At 56.7% G+C, this 23857-nt stretch carries 17 protein-coding genes; 12 read left to right on the top strand and 5 right to left on the bottom strand.

What is annotated here, in order from left to right; all coding sequences use genetic code 11:
* The first annotated feature begins 280 nt into the window (after window positions 1-280).
* The 4 genes from CGZ80_RS14435 (at window position 281) to CGZ80_RS14420 (ending at window position 6442) form a co-directional block, all read left to right on the top strand.
* Entirely contained in the window at window positions 281-2203 is a 1923-nt protein-coding gene (locus tag CGZ80_RS14435; protein ID WP_094415585.1) for an OPT family oligopeptide transporter, read from the top strand.
* A 125-nt stretch (window positions 2204-2328) separates the two neighbouring features.
* Window positions 2329-2943, top strand: coding sequence for a DUF1080 domain-containing protein (locus tag CGZ80_RS14430; protein WP_094415583.1), 615 nt, complete (start codon window positions 2329-2331; stop codon window positions 2941-2943).
* Between the two features lie 56 nt (window positions 2944-2999).
* Window positions 3000-4853: a sulfatase gene (locus CGZ80_RS14425; RefSeq protein WP_094415581.1), complete on the top strand. Its 1854-nt coding sequence runs from the start codon at window positions 3000-3002 to the stop codon at window positions 4851-4853.
* Window positions 4854-4948: 95 nt separating this feature from the next.
* Complete coding sequence (locus tag CGZ80_RS14420) at window positions 4949-6442, top strand: DUF389 domain-containing protein (RefSeq protein WP_143543930.1); 1494 nt, start codon at window positions 4949-4951, stop codon at window positions 6440-6442.
* A gap of 186 nt (window positions 6443-6628) precedes the next feature.
* On the opposite strand, the gene CGZ80_RS14415 is transcribed toward CGZ80_RS14420, so the two are convergent.
* Window positions 6629-7321, bottom strand: coding sequence for a zinc metallopeptidase (locus CGZ80_RS14415; protein WP_094415577.1), 693 nt, complete (start codon window positions 7319-7321; stop codon window positions 6629-6631).
* A gap of 683 nt (window positions 7322-8004) precedes the next feature.
* Between CGZ80_RS14415 and groES the strand changes: the two genes are divergently transcribed.
* From groES to CGZ80_RS14395, 4 genes are all read left to right on the top strand, one after another.
* Window positions 8005-8322: a co-chaperone GroES gene (groES, locus tag CGZ80_RS14410; RefSeq protein ID WP_094415575.1), complete on the top strand. Its 318-nt coding sequence runs from the start codon at window positions 8005-8007 to the stop codon at window positions 8320-8322.
* A gap of 66 nt (window positions 8323-8388) precedes the next feature.
* Window positions 8389-10005 (top strand): chaperonin GroEL, encoded by a 1617-nt coding sequence (gene groL, locus CGZ80_RS14405; protein ID WP_094415573.1) that lies wholly within the window; start codon window positions 8389-8391, stop codon window positions 10003-10005.
* 574 nt (window positions 10006-10579) lie between these two features.
* Window positions 10580-11047 (top strand): hypothetical protein, encoded by a 468-nt coding sequence (locus tag CGZ80_RS14400; RefSeq protein WP_143543929.1) that lies wholly within the window; start codon window positions 10580-10582, stop codon window positions 11045-11047.
* Window positions 11048-11174: 127 nt separating this feature from the next.
* Window positions 11175-11720, top strand: a complete 546-nt coding sequence (locus tag CGZ80_RS14395; RefSeq protein WP_143543928.1) for a hypothetical protein — start codon at window positions 11175-11177, stop codon at window positions 11718-11720.
* A gap of 341 nt (window positions 11721-12061) precedes the next feature.
* On the opposite strand, the gene CGZ80_RS14390 is transcribed toward CGZ80_RS14395, so the two are convergent.
* The 3 genes from CGZ80_RS14390 to CGZ80_RS14380 all read right to left on the bottom strand — a co-directional run bounded on the left by CGZ80_RS14390 (window position 12062) and on the right by CGZ80_RS14380 (window position 14903).
* A complete protein-coding gene (locus tag CGZ80_RS14390; protein WP_094415566.1) occupies window positions 12062-12631 on the bottom strand; it encodes a rhomboid family intramembrane serine protease in 570 nt (189 codons plus the stop codon).
* Between the two features lie 71 nt (window positions 12632-12702).
* Complete coding sequence (locus CGZ80_RS14385; RefSeq protein ID WP_094415564.1) at window positions 12703-13944, bottom strand: 3-dehydroquinate synthase; 1242 nt, start codon at window positions 13942-13944, stop codon at window positions 12703-12705.
* A complete protein-coding gene (locus tag CGZ80_RS14380) occupies window positions 13944-14903 on the bottom strand; it encodes an alpha/beta hydrolase (RefSeq protein ID WP_094415562.1) in 960 nt (319 codons plus the stop codon). Before CGZ80_RS14380 ends, CGZ80_RS14385 begins: the two co-directional genes overlap by 1 nt.
* A 282-nt stretch (window positions 14904-15185) precedes the next feature.
* On the opposite strand from CGZ80_RS14380, the gene CGZ80_RS14375 reads away from it, so the two are divergent.
* Window positions 15186-18206 carry a DUF11 domain-containing protein gene (locus tag CGZ80_RS14375; protein WP_094415560.1) on the top strand — a complete coding sequence of 1007 codons (3021 nt, stop codon included), beginning with the start codon at window positions 15186-15188 and terminating at the stop codon, window positions 18204-18206.
* 217 nt (window positions 18207-18423) lie between these two features.
* Here CGZ80_RS14375 and CGZ80_RS14370 read toward each other — a convergent pair whose 3' ends face one another.
* Window positions 18424-19470, bottom strand: coding sequence for an AAA family ATPase (locus tag CGZ80_RS14370; protein WP_094415558.1), 1047 nt, complete (start codon window positions 19468-19470; stop codon window positions 18424-18426).
* 344 nt (window positions 19471-19814) lie between these two features.
* Between CGZ80_RS14370 and CGZ80_RS14360 the strand changes: the two genes are divergently transcribed.
* The 3 genes from CGZ80_RS14360 to xseA all read left to right on the top strand — a co-directional run bounded on the left by CGZ80_RS14360 (window position 19815) and on the right by xseA (window position 23843).
* Window positions 19815-21656, top strand: a complete 1842-nt coding sequence (locus tag CGZ80_RS14360; protein ID WP_094415555.1) for an ATP-binding protein — start codon at window positions 19815-19817, stop codon at window positions 21654-21656.
* A 61-nt stretch (window positions 21657-21717) separates the two neighbouring features.
* The gene (gene dapF, locus CGZ80_RS14355; protein WP_094415553.1) at window positions 21718-22566 is read left to right on the top strand and encodes a diaminopimelate epimerase; all 849 of its coding nucleotides are present in this window, start codon (window positions 21718-21720) and stop codon (window positions 22564-22566) included.
* Complete coding sequence (xseA, locus tag CGZ80_RS14350; RefSeq protein ID WP_233148426.1) at window positions 22563-23843, top strand: exodeoxyribonuclease VII large subunit; 1281 nt, start codon at window positions 22563-22565, stop codon at window positions 23841-23843. The genes dapF and xseA overlap by 4 nt, the downstream gene beginning before the upstream one ends.
* The last annotated feature ends 14 nt before the right edge of the window (window positions 23844-23857 follow it).

The following is a 23857-nucleotide window of genomic DNA, read 5'->3' as shown; positions in this document are numbered from 1 at the left end:
TTAGCGGGATCAATGTAGCGAATTATGAAGGTCAGTGGGGTGGGTAAAAGCTCGTTAATTTTAGGTAATTGAAAAGCAAGCTCCCTTGTGGCGAACATTTACCTGCGCGAACATGTTGGGGGAAGCTTCCTAAAAAGCCCAGTAGGTATATTGCCCCACGTGATCACCCGTCGATCTTGCGTGGTCTGTAAGCCTTGCGCGTTCAGCATTGGCGTGTCCAATCGGTGATTGCCAAAGAACCTTCTAACCTTTGCCTTCTAACCCTTGTGCGACGAATCAAATGTCTTCTGTGACTGAACCGACCACCGATGCAGAGGCGGGCAGCGGGACTCGCGCTGAACTGACACTGCGAGCGATTCTCTTAGGGCTCGTGTTGTCCGTTGTGATGGGCGCTGCCAACGTTTATGTCGGTTTAAAAGCCGGTATGACTGTGTCGGCTTCGATCCCAGCTGCGGTGATGGCAATGTTGATTTTCAAGCTGTTCTTCAAGCGATCGAGCATCTTGGAAGCCAATCAGGTGCAAACTTGTGCATCAGCAGGTGAGTCATTGGCAGCGGGGATTATCTTCACCATGCCTGCGATGATCTTGATCGGGCATTGGCAGGAGTTCGATTTTTGGACCGTCTCGATGGTCGCGTTAACCGGTGGCTTACTCGGTATCCTTTTCATGATTCCGATGCGTCGCGTCTTTGTGGCAAACAATGACGAGTTGCCTTATCCGGAAGGCGTTGCTTGCGCGGCAGTGCTGGAAGCTGGAGAGGCTGGGCAGCATGGGGCGGCGCAGCGACTGGTTGCCGGTGGTGTCCTGGGCGGCCTGTTCAAAGTCATCGCCGGCTATTTCGGCATGGTGACCGAAACACTGCAGACGGCGATGGCTAGTGGCGGACGGATCTTTTACTTCGGCGGCGACTTGTCACCGATGTTGGTCGCGGTTGGGTTTATTGTCCGATTAAACGTTGCGGTGCTGGTATTCATTGGCGGGACGTTGGGATGGTTGATTGGGATCCCATTGATCGGTGAACTGGGTGAATCGGAATCGGCGATCGATGGTGCGTGGCGAATCTGGAGTACTGAGGTTCGCTATGTCGGCGTCGGTGCGATGGTGGTTGGCGGATTGAGTTCGTTGATTGCAGTCCGCGCCGGATTGAAAGCCGCGGTGGTCGAGCTTTGGGGTGGATTTGATCGGCAGAAGGCGACGCCTTTGGCTGGTGAACGTGATATCCCATCGGGCGTGATCATTTTCCTCGGACTGCTCTGCACCGCGATGTTGGCGATCGTGAATTATCGCTTCACCGGTAACGTTGGCGTCACCGTATTGGGGACGGTGGTGATGTTGGCGATGGGATTTTTCTTCACCGCGGTCGCGAGCTACATCGTGGGCTTGGTCGGCAATTCGAACAGCCCTGTTTCGGGAATGACGATCACGGCGGTATTGGTTGCCGGCGGCATGTTGTGGCTTTACGGCTCGTCCGGCACCGAAGCGATGGTGTCGACACTTGGTATTGCAGCAATTGTTTGCTGTGTCGCGTGTACGAGCGGCGATGTCTGTAATGATTTGAAAACCGGTTCTTTAGTTGGGGCCGCTCCGTTCCGGCAACAGATGATGCAGATTGGCGGGGTGTTTGTTGCCGCGTTTGTCATGGCACCGGTGTTGACGTTGTTGCATGAGAACACCGAAGGCGGGATTGGCGGGCCGAACTTGTCAGCGCCGCAGGCGAGCTTGTTCGCGTCATTAGCGAAAGGATTCGCCGGGGAAAGTCAGTTGCCGTGGAACCTGATTGGAATCGGTGCAGTCGTCGGCGTCGTGATTTTGGTGATCGATGAGATCTTGAAAAGGAAGTCTAAATTTCGAGCGCACCTGATGCCCATTGCGGTGGGGATGTATCTGCCATTCGGGTTGGCTACTCCGATTTTGATTGGCGGTTTAATCGCATACTTCACCACACGCCGCACGCCGGAAAAAGATCACGATAGTGTGTTGCACCGTGGGATTCTGTTTTCATCAGGTGTGATAGCCGGTGAGGCGTTGACGGCGGTTGGATTGGCCGGGTTGGCTGCGGTCGGGTACGCCTCGTACGAAGCGGAGATGTCCGAATCAGCGAAAACGATGTTTTCAATTGTTGTCGCGATCGTGATTGTCACCGCGTTTACGTTGATGGCACGTCCTGGTCGCGAGACAAGCGAAGACGTTAAATCGTCCTGATCGTGAAAGTGACGCCGCTGGTTTGCGTCACTTGTTGAGGGCGGTCGGGTTAGAATGCACTCACAGCCTAGAGGATCCTGGGCTGATTGAACCATTCCCCTGCCCGCTTTGGAGGCGGAGCGATCATGTCTACCCACGGTATTGTTGCGTTCCTAGCTTGTCTTTCGATTGGCTTGTCAAGTTCCGCGTTTTGTTGTGCAGAAGAAGCCAACATCTTCGACGGTAAGACACTTTCTGGATGGCAGGTCAAACCGTCCGAAGACACCGTGGGGCATTGGAAGGTTGATGACGGCATGATCATCGCCGAGAACCCGAATGAGAAAGGTTCGATACTTTGGACTGAAAAGAAGTTCGCTGACTTTGAAGTGGAGTTGGAGTATCAGACTCCATCGGAGTACTACGATACCGGCGTGATGTTGCGTGGCGAAAGTCATCAGGTTCAGATCGGTATTTCGGGCAGTCTTAAAAAAGACATGACCGCGTGTATCTATGCACCGGCCGACAAACGCGGCAGCTACCCGGCGATCAGCGACAAGGTGGCCAAGGTCCATCGCGTGGGTCAGTGGAATCACTTGCGAGTCATTATGAAAGGCAAGCAGATTCAGACATTCCTAAATGGCGAGCCATTCGTCGACTATGACGCCGTGACAATTGCCGACAAAGGTCCGATTGGTTTGCAGTTGCATGCCGGGCACCACATGCTGATCCGATTTCGCAATTTGAAAGTGACTGAGCTCTAGCAGCCAGCTGGTCTTCCTACCTGCCTTTTCAATTTCCCACCCTGAGAGTCTTTCGTATGAGAACTCTGTACGCATTGTTGGGCGTGGCCGCTGTAATCTTTGCATCCGGCACCGTGAATCAAGCTACCGCGCAAACCAACCTCTTGCTGATCACCGTCGATGACATGAGTTGTGATTCGGTTGGTGCGTTCGGATGCGAGCTTGAAGGCACGACACCGAACATCGACGCGTTAGCCGCCAGTGGGCTGCGCTACAATTATGCCCATGTGCAGGTCGGCAACTGTTTCCCGTCACGCAATGTGATGTGGTCCGGTCGCTATCCACACAACACCGGGGTGGAAGGGTTTTATCAAGTCCGCGATGCGTCGCATCCGCACTTGGTTGATCTGATGAAGAAAGGCGGCTACTACGTCGCCATCCGCGGCAAGGTATCGCATTCGACGCCGTATCAACCGTATGGATGGGATGACGATTTAACGACCTTGAATGGCGAGGCTCAGGACATGAAAAACCCTGAGTCCTACTATCGATCGACGAAGCACGGCATTCAATCGGCGGCCGATCAAGGAAAGCCGTTTTGTTTGAACATCAACATTTCGGATCCACACAAACCTTTTTATGCGATGGGCAAGAAGGGGCAAGTGGTTCCCGATTCCAATGTCCCATCGCGTGTTTACACAGCCGACGAAGTACCGATCCCGGGATTCTTGTTTGATGATCCCGACGTGCGATTGGAATTGGCGCACTATTACTCGTCAGTTCGCCGGGCCGATGACTGCGTCGGTCAAATCATGAAAGCCCTCGCCGAATCGGGACTGGAGGACAACACTGCAATTGTCTTTTTGTCCGACCACGGCATGCCGCTGCCGTTCGCCAAGACGGCGCTTTGGCATCACAGCACGCGTACGCCATTGATTGTCCGTTGGCCAGAAGTCACTCAGGCGGGCGAAGTCGACCGTGAGCACATGGTATCGGCCGTTGACCTATTGCCGACGATTTTGGACATCGCCGGATTGCCACAGCCAGGCGGTTTTGATGGACGAAGTTTTGCGCCGACGTTGCGTGGTGAGTCGCAGTCTGGTCGCGATCAAGTCTACAAAGTCTATAACGAGAATTCCGGCGGAAACCGCAGCCCCATGCGGAGCGTCCAGTCGAAACGTTTTGGATACTTGTTCAACGCGTGGCCTGACGGGAAACGTGTCTTTCGGACAGCGACGACAGGGACATTGTCGTATCGGGCAATGGTGAAACTCGCACCGACCGATCCGGAGATCGCAAAGCGGTTGGAGCTGTTTCAGCATGGCGTTCGAGAGGAGTTTTATGACTATGAAAATGATCCCAATGCGTTGGTCAATCTGATCGATGATCCGCGTTACCAAAGCGAGATTGCCGAGCACCGCGCTGCAATGCGACAGTACATGGAATCGACCGGCGATCACATGCTGCAAGCATTTGACAGTCGCGAGGACGATGCTTTGGTCAGTGAGTATGTCGAACGCAAGCAAGCGGAAGCCGACGCAAGGCGAGCCGGCAAGAATCGTGGCAATCGCAATCGCGAAGAGGACGCGGAGGAAAGCGATGAGGACGAAACGAAGCCCAAGCAGGATCGTTCTCTGTTTCGGATGAACGTTCCTGGTCAGGCCAAGATCGGCGAAGATTATGTCGTGGTACTTCGTCACCGATTGCCAGAGGACCTAGGCCAGCAAAGTTTTCATGTGACGCTGAAAGACGACGAGGGCAAACGCATCGAGCGAATCGTCAAAGAGGCGTCGGGGGACGGTCGTTTGGAATTTAACTTCAAGGTTCCCGAATCGATGGCTGGTAAATCGGTCTCCGTAGCGGCGTTCGTCGGCGAGTCGTTCCAAACCAATCGTTTGTACCTGACAAAGGGCGACGTCAAAGTCGACTAATCACGGGGGTTCAACGTCTCGTCCTCCGGATTCCCCTCAACTGTGGGCGAGACGGAAACCGATTGTATTGGTGAACAATCGAAAGCGGTGAAAGCGTGGCTAGACTGCCACTTGGGGGCATGATGAGCGTCACGATACTGATTCATTCGGAAGAACACGTTCGTTACGCAGCTGATTGGGGGCCCGTATTCGCCGAATCGCTCGACGCCCCAATCAAGCCGCTGGTGGTCGGCAGCGAACGGGAAATCTTGCGGCGTCACGCTCAGTCCCAACTCGAAGAACACTACAAACGCCAAAACCCAAATGGCACGACCGTCGCGACGGTGAACGAGTCGCTCGACGGTGTGTTTCAGTTTTGCGTAGAACACGGCACTCGCGTTCTGGTGGTCCTCCATGCAGAGCACCACGAGGAATGGCAGCGGGAGCTATTCGAAGCGTCGACCTTTCCCATCGTGTGGTTGAACCCGTCGGCACTTCCGCCGACTGACGAATCGCACTTGGTCGGCGGTTTCGAAACACAGGCTCGCACGATCAATCGCGTTTGCATGCGGTTGCTGGGGATGCGGCCGAAGCGGTGGGCGTTACATTTGCCACCGCCCGTCGACATGGAATTCGACCAGCGGTTGGATGTGGCGCGCCAGGCCTTCGACCAGCAGAGCAGCCATCCGGAAACTCTGGTGTTGATTTATATCGAATCGACTTCCAAGGAAAGCATTGTCTATCGGTCCGCTCTGCGACTTTTAGATCACGATTTTGGTACTTCGGTGGTGTTGGTACGCGAAGGCGAGTCGATCGTTCCAGGCTTGGTTACACGATTTCGACGTTGGACCGATTCAGTGATTCCGCCGTTGACTCGGTCGGAGCGAATTTCGCTTCAGGAGGACATCGAAAGTGGTTCGAGGCCCAGCGTCGAGTTTCTGGGACTGATTAGCGCTTCGAGTATGTTGGCCGCGTTTGGGCTATTGCAAAACAGCGCTGCGGTGATCATCGGTGCGATGTTGATTGCACCGTTGATGACGCCGATCTTAGGGGCCGGTCAAGCGATCACGCTTGGTAATCGCCCGTTGTTCAAGACCGCGTTTGCGGCGATCGGACTGGGGTTTGTCGGAGCGATGTGTTCCAGCATTGTATTTGGCGCGTTTGTATTGCTGTTTGACCAACCCGATTTATCGCCCGTGCGTGCGACGGAAATGTGGGCACGTTGCAATCCCTCACCGATCGATTTTTGTGTGGGGCTGATCGGCGGCATGGCGGCGGCGTATGCGCGGACTCGCAGCCACCTTTCATCGGCGCTTGCCGGTGCGGCGATCGCGGCGGCGTTGGTGCCGCCGATTTCTACCGCCGGGTTGCAAGTGGTGTTTGGGATATGGGAGCCGGTTGCCGAAGGGCGCCCGGTGGTGGGGCCGATTTTGGTTGTGGCAATTAACGTACTGACCATCATGGTCGGCTCGTCGTTTGTGTTGTGGGTTCGCGGGTTGCGAACGAGAAACGCGAATGACGGTCGGCGAAAAGATCGTTGGGAAGCACGGGCGGTGGTGGTGTTGGTGCTGGTGATTCTGCTCGCGTTGGTGGGAGTCTTGAACGTCTAGGCAGCCGAGGCGTTAGCGGAAAAGCCTCTGCCTATTTCGACTTCGCTCGGTGAAATGAAAGAACCGTTTTGGGCAGAGTGACATTTGGGCAGTGTGACAAATGACAACAGCCCGTGACACCGAAGTGCCACGGGCTGTTATCGATCGGAACGATTGTTTCTGTCGTCGCCGCTGCCGGCGAATGGGTTATCGCCGGTCGCCCATGAATCGGAAGACGAAGTACAGCAGCGTCATCACTGCTTGCAGCGTTCCCGCGACATAGGTCAGCGCAGCCGCGTTCAGCACCTTGGCGACAAAGTGTTCTTCGTTGGCCGAGATGATTCCGTCAGCGACTAAGTGGTGGCGTGCACGATTGCTGGCGTCGAACTCGACCGGCAGATTAACCAACTGGAAGAACACCACCGCGCCGAACAGCAGGATACCGGCGAGCAGAAGGATGCGTCCGAGCGGGATCGACGAGAGCATCAAGCCGATCGAAGCCAGCAGCACACCGGTATTGCTGCCGAAGTTTGCAGCCGGGACCGCTGCGTTTCGGATGATGAGTGGAGCGTAGTTTTTGGCGTCTTGGAACGCGTGACCGGCTTCGTGGCAGGCCACGCCAACGGCTGCCATTGAGCGTTGGTTGTACACGCCGTCACTAAGACGAAGCACTTTGGCGCGCGGGTCGTAGTGGTCGCTTAAGTGACCTGGGACGCGTTCGATCCCGACTTGGCTGAGGCCAGCCGCGTCCAGCATTTGGCGGGCGGCCTGTGCGCCAGTCATTCGTGCGGGGACTTGTGACATCGACTCGAATGTCGACTTGACCCGCCACTGGGCGAACATCGCCAGCAGGAGTGGCGGGAGGACGAACAGGAAGTAAACAGGGTCGAAGATTAACATGATCGATCGCTATTGAATCGGATTTGTGTCGGAGTTGACAGAAACTGTGATTCGGCCAGGTCAGTGCAATCTTTGGACCAAAATTCAAAAGTGCAAGCGGAGGCCGGACGCCGATCGGGAGGATAGCGTCAATGGATGAAGACGCTCGCTGGGCAGAAACAATTGGCGGCCTGATGACGGCGAAACCAATGGGGACAGCTGTGTCTGCCATTTTGACGAAACACGCTGGCACTCAGGTTCGGCCTGGTGGTGCCAATTCGCAGTTGGGGGGGCTGCTGGGTGTCTGGGGGCGAGGGAGCCGCCGTCTTCAGGATTCGGCATGATCGCTGGGGAAGCGGTTTAGTGCGGCGATTCGCGGCTTTTGGATCCAGGTCATCATAGGATTCTGGGGCTTGGAACCGCGGTCCAAGGGGCGACTGGCACGCCTTTTGCTCTCCCGCACCGCTGATGATTCGAACTGTCAACTTGGCGACGCCGAAGCATGGTTGTCGCGAAGCGATTTGGAGTAGAAAATCGTTGCCACCACGCCGTCGGGAAAGTTCCCCGGCGAAGTGTGAGACGCACACAAGCTCCCAGTTCGACTGCGTATCCGGGACGGAGAAGACCGCGATTGGTTTTGTCCCAGAGAAACATACGACACAGTCAGTCACATTCCCCGCACTTTACAAAAGGTATCCGCAACCATGGCGACTGCCACGAAGAAGAAGGCATCCGTTCGTCTGCAACCAATCGGCGAACGTATTGTGGTCAAGCGAGAGGAGAGCGAAGCAACGACGGCCGGCGGCATCGTTCTGCCTGATTCCGCGAAAGAAAAGCCAGCTCGCGGAACGGTCGTTGCCGTTGGCACAGGAAAGTTGCTCGATGACGGCAGCCGCAGTGACAGCCAATTGTCCGAAGGCGACAAGGTTCTGTTCAGCAGCTACGCCGGCGAGACTGTCGAAGTCGAGGGTGTCGAGTACCTGTTGATGCGTGAAGATGACGTCCTGGCGGTCATCGGATAAGACCTGCCGAGTCATCGCGACAAGATCCAAAGCATTTCTCAAACCAAACAAACTAGCTGAATATTCATGGCAAAAATCATTGCATTCGAGCAGGAAGCACGCGAAGCGATTCGCCGCGGCGTTTCCAAGCTTGCGCGGACTGTTAAAGTCACCTTGGGCCCCAAAGGCCGCAACGTCATCCTGCAAAAGAGCTTCGGTAGCCCAACGGTCACCAAAGACGGCGTGACGGTTGCAAAGGAAATCGATCTGGAAGATCCCTATGAAAACATGGGTGCCCGGATGGTTCGCGAAGTGGCCAGCAAAACCAGCGACGTCGCTGGTGACGGAACCACGACTGCGACCGTGATGGCAGAAGCGATCTTCAACGAAGGTTTGAAGGCTGTTGTCGCTGGCGTGAACCCGATCCAAATGAAAGAAGGGATCGAGACCGCCGTTTCGGACATCACCGAAAAACTGCACTCGATGGCCACCAAGGTCAAAGACCAGTCGGCAATGGCTGACGTCGCAACGATCGCCAGCAACAACGACCGTGAAATCGGCGAACTGTTGGCTGACGCGATGAGCAAGGTCGGAAAAGACGGCGTCATCACCGTCGACGAAGGCAAGAGCCTGAAGACCGAGCAAGAGTGGGTCGAAGGGATGCAGTTCGATCGCGGCTACTTGTCGCCTTACTTCGTCACCGACAGCACCAGCATGGAATGCGTTCTCGAAGACGCTTACATCCTGGTCTTCGAAAAGAAAATCAGCAGCATCAAAGACATGGTTCCGATGCTGGAAAAGGTTGTTCAACAAGGCAAGCCATTGTTGATCATCGCCGAAGACGTTGACGGCGAAGCGTTGGCCACCCTGGTTATCAACCGCCTCCGCGGAACGTTCAACATCTGTGCCGTCAAGGCTCCTGGCTACGGCGATCGTCGCAAAGCCATGATGGAAGACATCGCGATCCTGACCGGTGGTCAAGCGATCTTCGAAGCTCTCGGCATCAAACTCGAAAGCGTCGACCTGCCACAACTGGGCCGCGCCAAGAAGATCATCGTCGACAAAGACAACACGACGGTCATCGAAGGTGCTGGCAAGAGCGCTGACATCAAAGCTCGTATCGACCAAATCCGCCGCGAAATCGAAAACAGCACCAGCGATTACGATCGTGAAAAGCTGGAAGAGCGTTTGGCAAAGTTGGCCGGTGGTGTTGCCAAAGTGAACGTTGGCGCCGCGACCGAAAGCGAAATGAAAGAGAAGAAGGCTCGCGTCGAAGATGCCCTTCACGCAACCCGTGCTGCTGTCGAAGAAGGCATCCTGCCAGGTGGCGGTGTTGCACTGCTTCGTGCCAGCGCCAGCGTCAAGCCAGCTGACGAACTGACCGACGACCAAAAGGTCGGTTACAACATCGTCCTTCGCGCCTGCCGCGCTCCGCTGCACATGATCTCGACCAACGCTGGTCAAGACGGTGGCATCGTTTGCGAAAAGGTCGCCGCGATGAAAGGCAACGGCGGATACAACGCGTTGACCGACACCTACGAAGACTTGGTCAAAGCGGGCGTGATCGACCCGACCAAGGTAACTCGTACCGCTCTGGGCAACGCAGCCAGCGTCGCAACCTTGTTGCTGACCAGTGACGCCCTGATCGCCGACAAGCCAGAAAAGGGTGCCAAAGGCACCGGCGGCGACCACGACATGTACTAAGATCGCCTAGCGGGAAACCGCAACGCATCAAACAACGAAACGCCCGGAGTTCTGCTCCGGGCGTTTTCTGTTTGCCTCAACCTCCGTAGCGGATCTTGTCAAAGATCCGGCCCGTTTCCTCAAGTAGTGGATCTTGTCAAAGATCCGGGGCCACCAGATGTGTCTCACCAAAACACCAGTGAAGGCTGCCAAGCGAGCGCCATGCTGACACGTAGGGACTTCGGCAATCAATTCGGCCTGCGTGCTGGATAGCGTCACGCCATTGATGGTGTCCTTCGCTTGGATCGAAAGTCGACGGAGCGGCGGTAGCGACGCCGGCCCTCCGGGGCGATTGCTTGGTGGGGTTTTTAATTCTCGGGGCTTCTGCCCCGAGCTACCAAAGCCGGCCCCTCCGGGGCGAGCTTGGTATGATTGATTCGAATCGCGCCGCCTGCTTCTACAGCGACGGCAGGTTTGACTCTGGAGGTTTCTGCGTTGTTTGCTTGGGGTGGCAGCCTCGAAATTGCTTGGAGGCTTGATGAATCATTCAGGATCCAGAACAGTGCATGATCAGCGGGGGCCGTTGAGGTGGTCGTTGAAGACGATGCTGGCCTTGGCGGCGACGGTCGCTTGGTTGTGCGGTGCGGTTGTTCTGGCTAATCGTCTCGATTCATTGCGACCATCGGGCGGCGAATGGGTCACCGCTGCGGCTGTGATAGTCACGATCTATTACTGGCGGTTCCACATCGCGACCTCATCGACAACGCGAGTCGTGAAGGTCATCGCGTTTGTTGCGATGCTGCTTGGGTTGCTGCCTTATCTCTATCTGTATTCCGGGCTTCTTGCGGATTGGTCCCGCATGCCGGTCTCGAGATGGGTTGGAGATCCGGTCTGGGTGTATGCCATTCCGGCGTGCTCATTTATGGCGTTTGATCTGAGGAAAGATCCACGTCGATTAAACGCCTATTTGCTCGGAAGCATCGCAGAGGTCGTTGTCATCGTTCCGGTTTGGACGTACGCCTGGATTATCGTGCAACAGCGGTTGGGGTGGTGGTGGATGTAGTGTGGCATTCAAGCCTTGGGAATTCTGAAAGGCGATTCACGGACAGTCGATACGAACTGTTACGATGGAAGGCACCATCGCAAACAGATTGATTCGTCGAATCGTTCTCAAACTTGAGGCTGCTAAAATGGTGATAAGATTTCTCGCATTGTTCCTATTGGCGTTGTTTTCGGTCACCTCTAACGCGCAAGGTCCTAAAGGAACGTTGACGTTTCTACAGCCTGGGGATGATTACACGATTCGGTTTTCCGGTGATGTCGACCTCTTTACAAAGAGCAAGAGCAGCGTTGCTTACGGACAGACTTCCGATGGTCAACGGATCCCGGTGACGACGAGCATCAAACACACCGTGACGACGTTTCGAGTGATCGAGCTCGGGCCATCGCAATGGACGCTGTTGGAACATCCGGCGGTATTGACCGAGGCGGGCGTTTGGAACAGGAAACTTGCGTCGGCGGCAAAGCTGGTGCCCGCGACAATTGAGAAACTAGAGGAAACCGAAGAGGGGCAGAAACGCCTGGAAAAGCTTCGTCAGTTTTCGGAAGAATCGGTCGAGACGTCGAGAACGTGGGTCAACCTTTCACACGCGATTGCCATTTCACCGTTGCCGGAAACGGATTCTCAACCACGATTGTCGTTCGACATCTCGGTATCTCGAGCCGAGGCGAAGTAAGCGCGAATGGTAGGTGCCATCGTTGATCGTGAATCGAATTCAAACGTTGATTCTCGGTCGCGATGCCGGCCCGTCCGGGGCGATTGCATGGTGGGGTTTTTAATTCTTGGGGCTCCCGCCCCGAGCTACCAAAGACGGCCCCTCCGGGGCGAGTGATCAGGGTTGCGGCACGCACTGAGCACTCGCCAGAAAAGTCTGGTTGATTGGCGTGTCCCACCGTCCGTTATCTTGGCGGCGGGTGAATTGACTCCCGAGGAGTCCGCGTCGGTAGCTCGGGGTGGCAACCCCGAGACCGCGAGACAAACCGGACCGCTCGCCCCGGAGGGGCCGGCGGCGCAAATTCAGCGACTTGTGGCTGGATTTCGAGATGGCAGCTTTTGTTCGGCGAATGCTGCGGCGATGCCGCCTAGTAAACCGGTCAGGTGCCCGTCCCAGGAAACCTCACCGCCGAGTGGCAGGATGCCCCAGAGGATCGTTCCGCCGAATAGGATGCCAACACCGATCGCGACCGCCACGGAAAGCATTCGTTTGTGCAAGAAACCGCTGGTGATCAACAACCCGATCAGGCCGAATACCAATCCACTGGCGCCGATGTGAATGGCGCCGCGTCCGACCAGCCAGAGCAGCCCGCTACCCAACAACGCTGTCATTCCAATCACTGGCCAAGGGTCGCGGCGTGTCCCGCTGACAATAAACAGCAGCAGTGCTAGCGACGCCGTGTTGCGGAAGAGGTGCACGAAGCCGTCGTGCAGAAACGGCATCGTCAAAATGCCAGCGAGGCCCCACAGGGATCGCGGCACCAATCCCCATTGATTCAGGTCGTAGGGGATCGTCGCGTCGACGACACGAACCAACCACATCGCCAACAGCAATGCCCCGATCAGATACGCATTGCGATGAAGGTTCTGCATCCCTGGTCAGTTGCTTTCGGGCGCTGGCGGAAATGGCTTGATGTCGTGAGCTCAAGTCGATCGACAGGCCGCTAGACGCCGACTTCGCGGCGCAGCATCTCGATCGCTTGGGCCATCGTTGCGGTGTCGATCTCGTGAACGTTGACGCTGTCTCCAACGCCTCGCAACATGGTGATCGTCAAGCGGCCGCCTAGGTGTTGACGGAACTCTTCGAGTCCAACCAATAATCGGTCCAACGGCGACAACGCTTCGTGCCACAGCGACATCCCCATCGATTGCAAGCACTGGCAAGTGCGACGCACGTCTTCGATCGGAAAGCCGAGTTTCAGGTGTGAGTAGAAACAGTCAATCGCGACGCCGATGCCGACCGCTTCTCCGTGACGGATTTCGTAGTTGGTGATCGGTTCCAGTTTGTGTGCCGACCAGTGTCCGAAATCTAGCGGGCGTGCTTCGAGCATTTCGAATGGGTCGCCGCCTTCGGTGATGTGTCGCAAATGCAGTTTGCAGCTGACCGCGATCGCACGGGTCACGACGTCCATTTCGCGCTCGCGAATCCCGTCGGCGTTTTCGCACAGCCAGTCGAATTCACTACGGCTTTTCAGCAGCGCTACTTTCACCGATTCGCTGAACCCGCTGACGAAATCGCGCTCGGGTAACGAATCCAACAGGGCGGCGTCGTTAATCACCGCCCAAGGGACGGCAAAGGTTCCGACCCAGTTCTTTTTACCGAAGTAGTTGATCGCGTTTTTGACACCGACGCCGCTGTCGCCTTGTGCGAGCGTGGTCGTCGGAATACGAACCAAACGAATGCCGCGGTGTGCGATTGCGGCCGCATAGCCGACGGCATCCAGGAACGCGCCGCCGCCAACCGCGATGACATAGCTGCGACGGTCCAAATCGTGGTCGTTGATCTTGGCCAGCACCGCCTCGACGCCGGCCGAGTCGTTTTTGATGGTCTCGCCGCCTTCGAGCAGCATGGTGTGATCGACCAAGCGGATCGAGTCGGCGTCTTCGAGGTTGGATGCGATTTCTTGGACGTGATCGCTGGAGGTTGCGACGGCACGTTCGGCGATCAGCAGCACCTTGGCTGGGCCGGACCCGCCAGGTTGGAGGACGTCAAGCAGCACCGAAAAATCGTCGCCAGAGAGTTCGCCCGTCGTGCGGACCCGATGGGTGAACGGGACCGAAAAAGCGACGTCCTGGTTCAGTACGTGGTCGTCGCTGGTGGTCCCGATCGGTTCACGGCCGAATCGTTCGTGGTGCGGAGTGTCGTTGTGTGATTCGGTTCTGGCCAAGTCGTTTCGTCGTAACATTAGAACGTAAGGTCCTGCCATCCTCGCCACAGCCAACGCAGCGACTCGGGAAAGATCGCGCCACCGTGGTTTCCGTTGTGGGCGCCGGTGCCAAATACCAGTTTGTAATCGTAGTCAGCGAACTCAAGTGCTTTTGCCATCTGTTTGTTCGCTAATGGCCAATTACCGTGCTGGTTATCGAGGTCGTTTTCGCCGTCTTGCAAAAAGATTCGCAGTGGTTTCGGTTTTGTCTTGCGAATGAGTGCGGGGTAATTGTGTCCGCCACGAATGTTCACGAAGCTCCCAATGTGACTGGCCGCTTTGCGAAATTGGTCGGGGCGGTGCCAGGCGACTGAGAAGGCACAGATCCCCCCCGAGCTGTTTCCACAGATTGCGCGGAGGTCGGGGTTTTTGCTGATGACGTAGTCCTTTTCAACTTCGGGCAAGATTTCGGTCAGCAAAAATTCAGCGTAGTCACCGTTCATCGAATCGTATTCGACACTTCGGTTTTCCGGCTGCGGTCGCCAGCCACGGGTTTCCGGCAACTCGCTGCGATAGCCTGGATCGATCATCACGGCGATCGTGATCGGCATGTCGCCTTTGGCAATCAAATTGTCGAACACCACCGGGACGCGGAACTCACCGGTTTTGCCTTCAAAGGCATGCCCGTCCTGGAACACCATCAATGCGGCGGGAGTCTTGCCGTCGTACTGGGCAGGAACGTAAACGCTGTAGCGACGTTTGGTTCCGGGATAAACCTTGCTTTCCAGCCACGTGTGCTGTGTCACTGTGCCGTGCGGGACTGCATCATCGATTTGCGATTCCGGTCCAAGTTCGTAGGGGACGGGATCGGCAGCGCACAGTTTAGGTGACTGCGGCAAAATCACGGCGCCGAGGCAGATTGCACAAAACAGGCGAACCCATTGCGAAGGCAGCGGCTGGGGTGGGGCCGACCACCAGCTTTTTGGCGGGATGTTCATTGAGCGTCGTCAAAGAGGAGGGCTTGAGGCGGAGAGATCCGCGGAGGGTCCTAACATGATAGCAAGGAAGTCTCGAAGCTGGAAACGAAGCCGCCGATCCGAGCCACAAACAGAGACACACCTAGCAACGATCAGGACGCAGCAACCCCTCGTCATTGGTGGGGGAGTGTTGGATCTCCGTTGGGGAAATCCGTAACCGCACTTTCCGCCTAACTCGACTTTTTGCTAAGCCAACACTTCAAGAAGGACCAGGACGGTTTTTTCACCAACGGATTGTGACTCATGAAAGCGTTTGGCGTTCGACTCGCCGCAGGGATTGTGACCATTTTGACGGGCGCCATTATGGCTGCCCAATCACAAAAAGAGAAACTCGCGGCAACAGAATCGGCATGGACAGAGGAAAGTGTTCCACCTGCGAAGACTGTCATGCCAGTCGGTCTATCGGATCTCGATGCGAACGATGATCAGTCCAAATCTGCCGAACCGTCAAAGTCGCTGGTGGCAGGGTTGCTGAAGGCAGCGCCACTGAAGGCAGCGGATTCTTCGGAAGCGTCGTCCTTGCGGCAGTTCTCGGCGGCCATGCCCAGCATCTCGGACGGCGATTCGTCGGGTGAACACAACGCGGCCAGTGAATCGGCTGACAGTTCGGTCCGATTGGTCCAGCACACCGATGCGGCGGCGGGTGATACCGGAGAACATTCCGCGAGTTCGGGTCCGTCGATGGCGTTGCCTGGCGGAACGCTTGGTGCAGCACCTATTCATTCCAGCGGAGCCGGTTCGGCGTCTGGCCCCAGCATGCAATTGCCGGGGTTTGATGACATGCCTCCGATGGACGCCAACTTTGACGAAGACGAAGCTGGCTTTGCTGGCGATGTCGCGATGACCAATCAAGGTGCCGTCCAAAACCCCAACGCTCCGCGGATGTTGGGAACACCTAAAATGTCCTCGGTACAGTTCGCCGATACTGCGTCACCGGCCGCGGCACCACAGGCTGAACAAGCTCGCGCCAGACAATCCCTCGCTGAGCAACCATACGCTGGACCAACACAGTTCGGCAACGAACCGGTCAATGATCTGCGTTCGGGTGATGCCATGAATGCCGGGACCGGTTTTGACGCTGCGGGCGGCCCCGCAATGATGGGATCGCCATCGATGCATCAGGATGCGGCGATGTATGGGGACGTTTCTTATGGGGATGACTCAGCATACGCGAACAACTCTGACCTGGATCCGATGGACACGCCTGGACTGGCTGATACGGCCGATCCGTCCTCGGGCAGCCCTTCGTCGATGTTAGCACCCGTATTACCCGGAATGGACAACGACGCGGCTCGTCTTGCCGCAGCCCCATCGAGCACCATTCGAATCAATCGCGATCCGGTCGCTCAAACCCAAGTTGGCAACAATGTCGATCGTGCCGCTGCGGCAACCATCGGATTTGCGTCCAGTCCAAAAATCGTGGGTGCTGACGGAAGCGAATCGGCACCCTACGCACAAACCGGTGGTCAATTCGAAATCCCGTCGGATGCCGGACTGCCACCGATGCCAAATCAATCCATGCAAAGCCAGCCAGCGTCCGATTATGGCGTTGCCGGTGCGGGACAATCGTTTGGTGGGCAGGGTGGCTATGGCTTGCCTGATCAATCGATGCAAAGCCAAGCGGCACAGAATCTTTCTGTCCCGAACATGCGAATGGGTAACGCCCAGACCGCGCCGATCGGTGGCACCCCAATGCCGACCGACCTCTACGGCAATCAAGGGAGTGGCCAATCGCTGCAGCCGGTGTCGCCGTCGATGAATGCTCAGCCTTTGCCGCGTTTGCCAAACAACACGGCGATGAATGATTCAGTTTACCAGCCAGCCGGATTCAAACGGCAACCCGCCGGTGCAGACGCTCCGATCGGTTCAACTCTTGCATCCCCAGGTGAACGAAGTCTTGATGGACCTCAAGCTCCCTCGGTGATCATCGAAAAGCGAGCTCCCCAAGAAGTCAAAGTTGGCAAGCCTGCTTCGTTCGTGATCACCGTCCGCAATGTCGGAAATGCAAAAGCGCTGAATGTGCAGGTCTTCGATCGTGTTCCCACCGGAACTGTACTGACTGACGCCACACCACGTCCGAGTCCGCAATACCAGCCCGAGTTGTATTGGGAGTTAGGGGACTTGGAAGCAGGTCAAGAACGCACCATCACGCTTCAGCTAACGCCTCAAGAAGAAGGCGAGCTAGGCAGTGTCGCACGAGTCGCGTTCCAAGCGGCCGCGTCGGTACGGACCGTCAGCACACGTCCTGAACTGAAGATTGTTCAGAAAGCACTCGAAGAGGTGTTGATCGGACAACAGTTGGAAATCGAATTGGAAGTCAGCAACCCCGGAAGCGGTGCCGCAACCGGCGTGTTGTTGCAAGAAGACGTTCCCGAAGGTTTGGTGCACCCCGCCGGAAAGCAGCTCGACAACTTGATCGGAACCTTGCGTCCCGGTGAAGTCCGACGTCAAATCTTGCGAATGAAAGCGGTCAAGCCTGGCGTGATTCAGAACACGATTCGCGTCAAAGGCGACGATGGATTGGAAACGTCCCACTCGATTGCCGTGAATGTGATCTCGCCGGACTTGCAATTGACGCTGGCCGGACCGTCACGCCGCTACTTGGAACGGCAAGCGACCTATGAATTGCGAATCGATAACGTCGGTACCGCGGCAGCGGAAAATGTCGATTTGAGTTTGCAATTGGACCGCGGATTCACGTTCGTCAAAACCAATTTCGAAGGCCAATACGATCCGACCCGCCACGCGGTGTTCTGGTCGCTGGAAAAACTGCCTGCCGGCGAGTGGGGCAAAGTCGAAGTGACTTTGTTGCCGGTCGAAGAAGGCAACCGTGTATTGCACAGCGAAGCACGTGCGGACCTCGGCGTTACAACCTCCGCCGAATCGCAAGTCGTTGTCGATTCGCTTGCCGAATTGACATTCTCGATTGCTGATACGGCCGACCCGATCGAAGTCGGTGGCGTGACCACCTACGAGATTCGCGTATCGAACACCGGTTCGAAAGACGACAACAACGTCAACGTCGCGTTGCAACTTCCGCAAGGGATGACGCTGGTCGAGCAAGGTGACTACACCGCGCAAGGCAACGGCGTGATCACGTTCTCGCCACGAGGTTTGTTGAAAGCCAATGACGAAGTCGTCTACCGGGTCAAAGCACAAGGTGTTGCACCGGGACGTCACTTGGTCAAGGCGATCGTGACCAGCGACCAATCGAACGTGCCGGTCACCAAAGAAGAAAGCATCATGGTCTACGCCGACCAGTGATGACTGTCGAGTGTCGCTATTCGCTCCGCGAAAGTAGCGTTCTCTTCCCTGCTTTGCCGAGCAAAAGACGTTGTAGGGACAGAACAGGATTGAAAATCGACAGGCCACTCGCTGCCACTTAAAAAACGAAACGATCGAAGCGGTGAAAACTGCTTCGATCGTTTTTTGTTTAATCCAGTCGGTAGGTCGTGCTTGGGATGCTGTTGTTTTGGTGACGCTACAGCGCGGCGGCTTTCTTGGGCGTCAAGTCTTTGATCAGGCGATGGATCAGGTCGTCGACCGTAATCCCGTCGGCTTCGGCGGTGAAGGTCGGAACGATGCGGTGACGCAGCACCGGTAGTGCCAGGGTTTGCACATCATCGAGCGTGACCTGCGGGCGTCCTTGCATCAACGCACGGGCTTTGGCCGCCAGGACCAATTGTTGACTCGCACGCGGGCCGGGGCCCCATTCGATCAGGTCTTTCGCCCAAGACGCACATTGTGGATCGCGCGGGCGGACGGACCGCACCGCGTCCAGCACCCAGTCTTTGACATGGGGTGGCAGCGGCACGCGGCGGACGGTCTTTTGGAACGCGACGATCTGTTCGCCAGTGACGACGGCTTGGACCTCCGAATCGAAAGTCGACGTGGTGCGGTCGACGATTTCGGATTCTTCGTCACGTGTGGGATAGTCGACGACGACGTGAAACAAGAATCGATCGCGTTGTGCTTCGGGCAGCGGATAAGTGCCCTCTTGTTCGATCGGGTTCTGCGTCGCAAGGACGAAGAACGGTTCTTTCAGCGTGTACGTTTTGCCGCCGGCGGTGACCTCGTGTTCCTGCATCGCTTCGAGAAGTGCCGCCTGAGTCTTCGGCGGTGTCCGGTTGATTTCGTCGGCGAGCAACATCTGGGTAAAGATCGGTCCGCGTTCGAAGAGCAGCTTGCGGCGCCCCGTGTCGGGATCTTCCTGAATGATGTCGGTGCCGGTGATGTCGCCCGGCATCAGATCGGGGGTGAACTGAATGCGGTGAAAATCTAAGTGCATCGATTGGGCGAGCGTTCGGATCATCAACGTTTTCGCCAAACCCGGCACACCTTCGAGCAGGCAATGACCGCGAGACAAAATCGCGATCAGCAGCTGTTCGACCACATCGGTCTGTCCAACGACCACCCGTGCCACTTGGTCACGGATCGCTTTGCATGATTTGACCAGTTCCGATGCCAGCTCGGCATCGTTGGGATTGGGCTGCGAATCTTGGGGATGGATCGGAGGAGGCTGAACCATGCGGGCGTTCCTAAGCAAATCAAATGGTCACGACAAACGGTTGGTTGCTTGATGCTACCGTCCACTATTGTAAATCCTTCGCGGCGGCGGCGAACGTTCGGAAAGTTCGATGTGGAGCAGCTTTGCCTAAAATCACAGGCTTTCGGCAGAAACTCGGTCGCTCGGATTGTGAAGGTGCAATCTTTGTTTGCCGGTCGCCTCTGCTTACCGTCTGGTCGCCCCACCGCTTTTTTGTTGCAATAGACAAAAGCGATTTGCAGTCTCCGTCGGGACGTCGCATCGCCAAGCGAGTCATCGTTCGATTCGGGGTTTAGCCTTACCACCCACTTGCTTCTGTTTGGCACATGGCATCGTTGTACGTCGTCCGAGGTCGAGATCAGGGAAAGCATTTTGTGCTTTCGGGGCAAGTGGTGCGCATCGGAAGAGACACTGCGAACGACGTACAGCTACTTGACGGCGAAGCATCACGGCACCACGCCGAGATCAGAATTGACGGCGAAGGCGGCTGCACCCTGATCGATCTCAACAGCAGCAACGGCACTCAAGTCAACGGACGCCCTGTCGGCGAACAGCGTTTAGCAAGCGGTGACCGGATCGAGATCGGCGGCACGTTATTGATCTTTACCGGCACGGGCCAACCCACCGCGGTCGATGCGGCTCATGGAGTCGACATTGTTCGCCACGGCGGTGCGGCTGATGCCAGCCGAATCGTTTCATCGTTTGTCCGCCCGACGTCACGTCCGAACGTCATCCCCTTCCGCGGTGAAGGTCGTGGCGAAGGCAACCGAAGCGACATTCAAGGTGGCGAGACGATCCACGGCGAATCCGGATCCTCGGTGATCGCCGAGGAGTCGCCAAGGTTCGAGACCGCTTTGTCTGAAAAATCAGACGAGCCGATCGACGGTTCGATCAGCACCTTGACCGACACGGACCGATCGTTGGAAGTGATGTACCTGACGGCGCTCGCCGTGGGACGCACCGATGACTTGAACGAGTTGCTTGATCGGATTTTGCAACTGGTATTTGATTGGGTCGATGCGGACCGCGGGTGTGTAATGCTGCGGGATGCCGAAACTGGCGAACTGCGTCCCGCCGCGCGATGTGATCGCCAATCAACTGGTTCGCCGCAGCATGAGGCGCCAATCAGTATCAGTAGCACGATCTTGGATTATGTACTCGAACGTGCCGAAGGCGTGCGGACGAGTGACGCCAGCGATGACGCGCGATTTGATGCGGCCGCGTCGATTGTCCAAGGCGGCGTGCGCGAAGCGCTTTGCGTGCCACTGCAAGGTCGCTATGACATCGTCGGTGCGCTGTATATCGACACGTACACTTCGCCAGGCCAGATGGTTCGCCGCGGCAGCACACATCGCTTCACCGACGAACACTTGCGTTTGATCACGGCGATCGGACACCAAGCCGCACTGGCAATCGAAGACACGTTCTATTACTCGGCATTGCTGCAAAGCGAGCGGTTGGCCGCGATGGGACAGACGATCGCGACCCTGTCGCACCACGTCAAAAACATTTTGCAAGGGATCAGCGGTGGCAGCTATTTGATCGAGTCGGGACTCAAGCGAGACGATACCGATGCGGTTCGCCGTGGCTGGACGATTGTCGACCGCAACCAGGAACGGATTTCGAACCTGGTCCTCGACATGCTGACGTTTTCCAAAGAGCGCGAACCTCAAAAGGTCGACGCGGATCTGAATGAAACGGTCCGCGACGTTGCCGAGTTGATGCAAACGCGGGCTAAGGAATCCGGAATCGTTCTGGAAACCTGTTTGGCGGATGCGATGCCGGAGGCCTTTTTTGATCCAGACGCACTTCACCAAGCGATCTTGAATCTGGTGACCAACGCGATCGATGCGGTCAAAGAGCAGCACGGGGCGGCGGATGCGGATTCGGAAGCGAATTCGTGTGCCGGCAAAGTTGACTTGAACACCGCGTACGATGCTGAAAACGGTTGGATCGTCGACGTGATCGACAACGGACCGGGGATCGCCGAAGAAGACCGGCAGCGTGTGTTCTCGCTGTTCGAATCAAAGAAGGGTGCGAGGGGCACCGGATTGGGGTTGCCCGTTAGCGCCAAAATCCTGAAGGAACACGGCGGCGACTTAACGATCGTGGATTCCCCCACGGGAGTCGGATGCTGTTTTCGAATGATTCTGCCGCCGGCTACCTGACCGCGGCGACTTGAATGCTGCCATCTTTCAACCGCACCTTTGTTTGCATAGCATGTGCTGCATGAATATTACCAAGATGCACGGCGCCGGAAATGATTACGTCTATGTCGACTGTTTTGCACAGGACGTCCCGAGCGACCTTCCCGAACTGGCACGTCAGATCTCGCACCGTCATTTTGGTGTCGGCGGCGACGGCCTGGTGCTGATTCGCCCCAGCGACGTGGCTGACGCGCGAATGCAGATGTTCAACGCCGATGGCAGCGAAAGTGAAATGTGTGGCAACGCGATTCGCTGCGTCGCAAAGTACATCTACGATCACGGCATTGAGGCCAGCAAATCGCTGAAGATCGAAACGGGCGCTGGTGTGTTGGATTTGGAATGCGAAACCGGCGATGACGGTTTGGTGTCTCAAGTTCGTGTCGACATGGGCGCGCCCGAATTGGTCGGACCGAAAGTCCCAACAACAATTACTGGCAACGAAGAAGGCCATGTGATCGACGTTCCTGTCGAGTTTGAAGGCCAGACATTCAAGGTCACCTGTGTCTCGATGGGCAACCCGCACTGCGTGATCTTCGTTCCCGAAGCCACCGACGAATTGGTGCTCGGACTGGGACCGAAAATCGAGGTCGATCCGCGATTCCCCAATCGCATCAACGTTGAATTTGTCGAAGTGATCTCCCGCAGCGAAGTTCGCCAGCGGACTTGGGAACGAGGTTCGGGCGAAACCTGGGCTTGTGGAACCGGTGCATCTGCCGTTTGCGTTGCCGGTGTGCTATCGGGCCGTACCGAACGAACGATCGTCAATCACTTGCTCGGCGGCGATCTGACGCTGACTTGGGACGAAGCCAGTGGCCACGTGGTCAAGACAGGCCCTGCGACCGAAGTCTTTTCCGGTCAATGGAATTGGTGAGTGAATCGGTTGTGAGTGGCGGATACGATTTCGACGACGGCGATTCAAGTTTTGCTGACAGCGGCCCCAGCCAGGCGGTTTCGGTCAGCGAGCTGAACCATCATCTCAAGGCAGTGGTCGAAGGAACGTTCCCGTTGCTTTGGGTGGCCGGTGAAGTTTCGGATGTGTCGAAGCCACGCAGCGGACACATTTACTTCACGCTAAAAGACGACGACTCGCAAATTCGTGCCGTGATGTGGCGCAGCGTCGCGTCAAAGCTGCGGTTCGAAATCGAAAACGGACAGTCGCTGTTGTGTTTCGGTGGACTGGAGGTTTACACGGTTCGCGGTACGTACCAGATCGTCGTTCGCAAGGTTGAGGCCCAAGGTGTCGGTGCGTTACAGGTCGCGTTCGAAAAGCTCAAGGCAAAGTTAAACGCCGAAGGCCTGTTTTCACTCGAACGCAAATCTCCGCTGCCAACACATCCACGTCGCGTCGGATTGATCACCAGCCCCAGCGGTGCGGCGGTGCACGATTTTTTGGTGTCGGCGCGGCGGCGAATGCTGGACGCCGAGATCTTCGTTATCCCGGCGCAGGTTCAAGGACCCGGTGCGGCCGAAACGATCGAACGCGGGTTGCTTGCGGCCGCGATGATCCGTCCAAAATTGGACGTGGTGGTCGTCACGCGTGGTGGCGGCAGTTTAGAAGACTTGTGGACGTTCAACGAAGAACGCGTGGTCCGTGCGATCGCCAATTGCCCTGTCCCGACCGTTTCAGCGGTCGGTCACGAAGTCGACGTGACCTTGTCGGACTTGATTGCCGACATGCGGGCGCTGACGCCGACCGATGCGGCGACACGGGTTTTTCCTGATCGAGGCGCGACAGTCGGCCGCGTGCAGGAATTAGAAATGCGAATGCACCGCGCTGTTGCACAACAATTGCAACAGAAACGGATGATGCTGGCCTCGTTGGCGAAGCACCCAGCCTTGTCCAAGCCGATGGACATGGTTCACTTGCGGTCGCGCCAAGTCGACGAGTTGGATCAGCGTGCAAAGCAAGCGATCGAACGAAAGGTCGAGAAATCAAAAGCGTCGGTCGGGCAACTCGCTGCAACCTTGTCTGCCTTGTCACCGCTGTCGACGTTGGCGCGTGGATACAGTGTCACGTTGGATCAGGACGGTAAAGCGATCCAAGACGTCTCACAACTGGCGGTTGGTGACACCTTGCGAACGATCGTCCGCAAGGGCGAGGTGCGTTCGACGGTCACCGACGTCGACTCAGACGGCGCAGCGAATTAGTGCGTCTGGCGAAT

The sequence above is a fragment of the Rhodopirellula sp. MGV genome, from assembly GCF_002251265.1.
GTDB classification, from domain to species: domain Bacteria; phylum Planctomycetota; class Planctomycetia; order Pirellulales; family Pirellulaceae; genus Stieleria; species Stieleria baltica_A.
This window is presented reverse-complemented; position numbering and strand designations above follow the sequence as displayed.

Coding starts and splice junctions, on each gene's coding strand:
- CGZ80_RS14360 (WP_094415555.1), top strand. CDS start 19,815: ATGGCATCGTTGTACGTCGTCCGAGGTCGAGATCAGGGAAAGCATTTT.
- CGZ80_RS14385 (WP_094415564.1), bottom strand. CDS start 13,944: ATGTTACGACGAAACGACTTGGCCAGAACCGAATCACACAACGACACT.
- CGZ80_RS14380 (WP_094415562.1), bottom strand. CDS start 14,903: ATGAACATCCCGCCAAAAAGCTGGTGGTCGGCCCCACCCCAGCCGCTG.
- CGZ80_RS14375 (WP_094415560.1), top strand. CDS start 15,186: ATGAAAGCGTTTGGCGTTCGACTCGCCGCAGGGATTGTGACCATTTTG.
- groES (WP_094415575.1), top strand. CDS start 8,005: ATGGCGACTGCCACGAAGAAGAAGGCATCCGTTCGTCTGCAACCAATC.
- dapF (WP_094415553.1), top strand. CDS start 21,718: ATGAATATTACCAAGATGCACGGCGCCGGAAATGATTACGTCTATGTC.
- groL (WP_094415573.1), top strand. CDS start 8,389: ATGGCAAAAATCATTGCATTCGAGCAGGAAGCACGCGAAGCGATTCGC.
- CGZ80_RS14370 (WP_094415558.1), bottom strand. CDS start 19,470: ATGGTTCAGCCTCCTCCGATCCATCCCCAAGATTCGCAGCCCAATCCC.
- CGZ80_RS14415 (WP_094415577.1), bottom strand. CDS start 7,321: ATGTTAATCTTCGACCCTGTTTACTTCCTGTTCGTCCTCCCGCCACTC.
- CGZ80_RS14435 (WP_094415585.1), top strand. CDS start 281: ATGTCTTCTGTGACTGAACCGACCACCGATGCAGAGGCGGGCAGCGGG.
- CGZ80_RS14390 (WP_094415566.1), bottom strand. CDS start 12,631: ATGCAGAACCTTCATCGCAATGCGTATCTGATCGGGGCATTGCTGTTG.
- CGZ80_RS14395 (WP_143543928.1), top strand. CDS start 11,175: ATGGTGATAAGATTTCTCGCATTGTTCCTATTGGCGTTGTTTTCGGTC.
- CGZ80_RS14425 (WP_094415581.1), top strand. CDS start 3,000: ATGAGAACTCTGTACGCATTGTTGGGCGTGGCCGCTGTAATCTTTGCA.
- CGZ80_RS14430 (WP_094415583.1), top strand. CDS start 2,329: ATGTCTACCCACGGTATTGTTGCGTTCCTAGCTTGTCTTTCGATTGGC.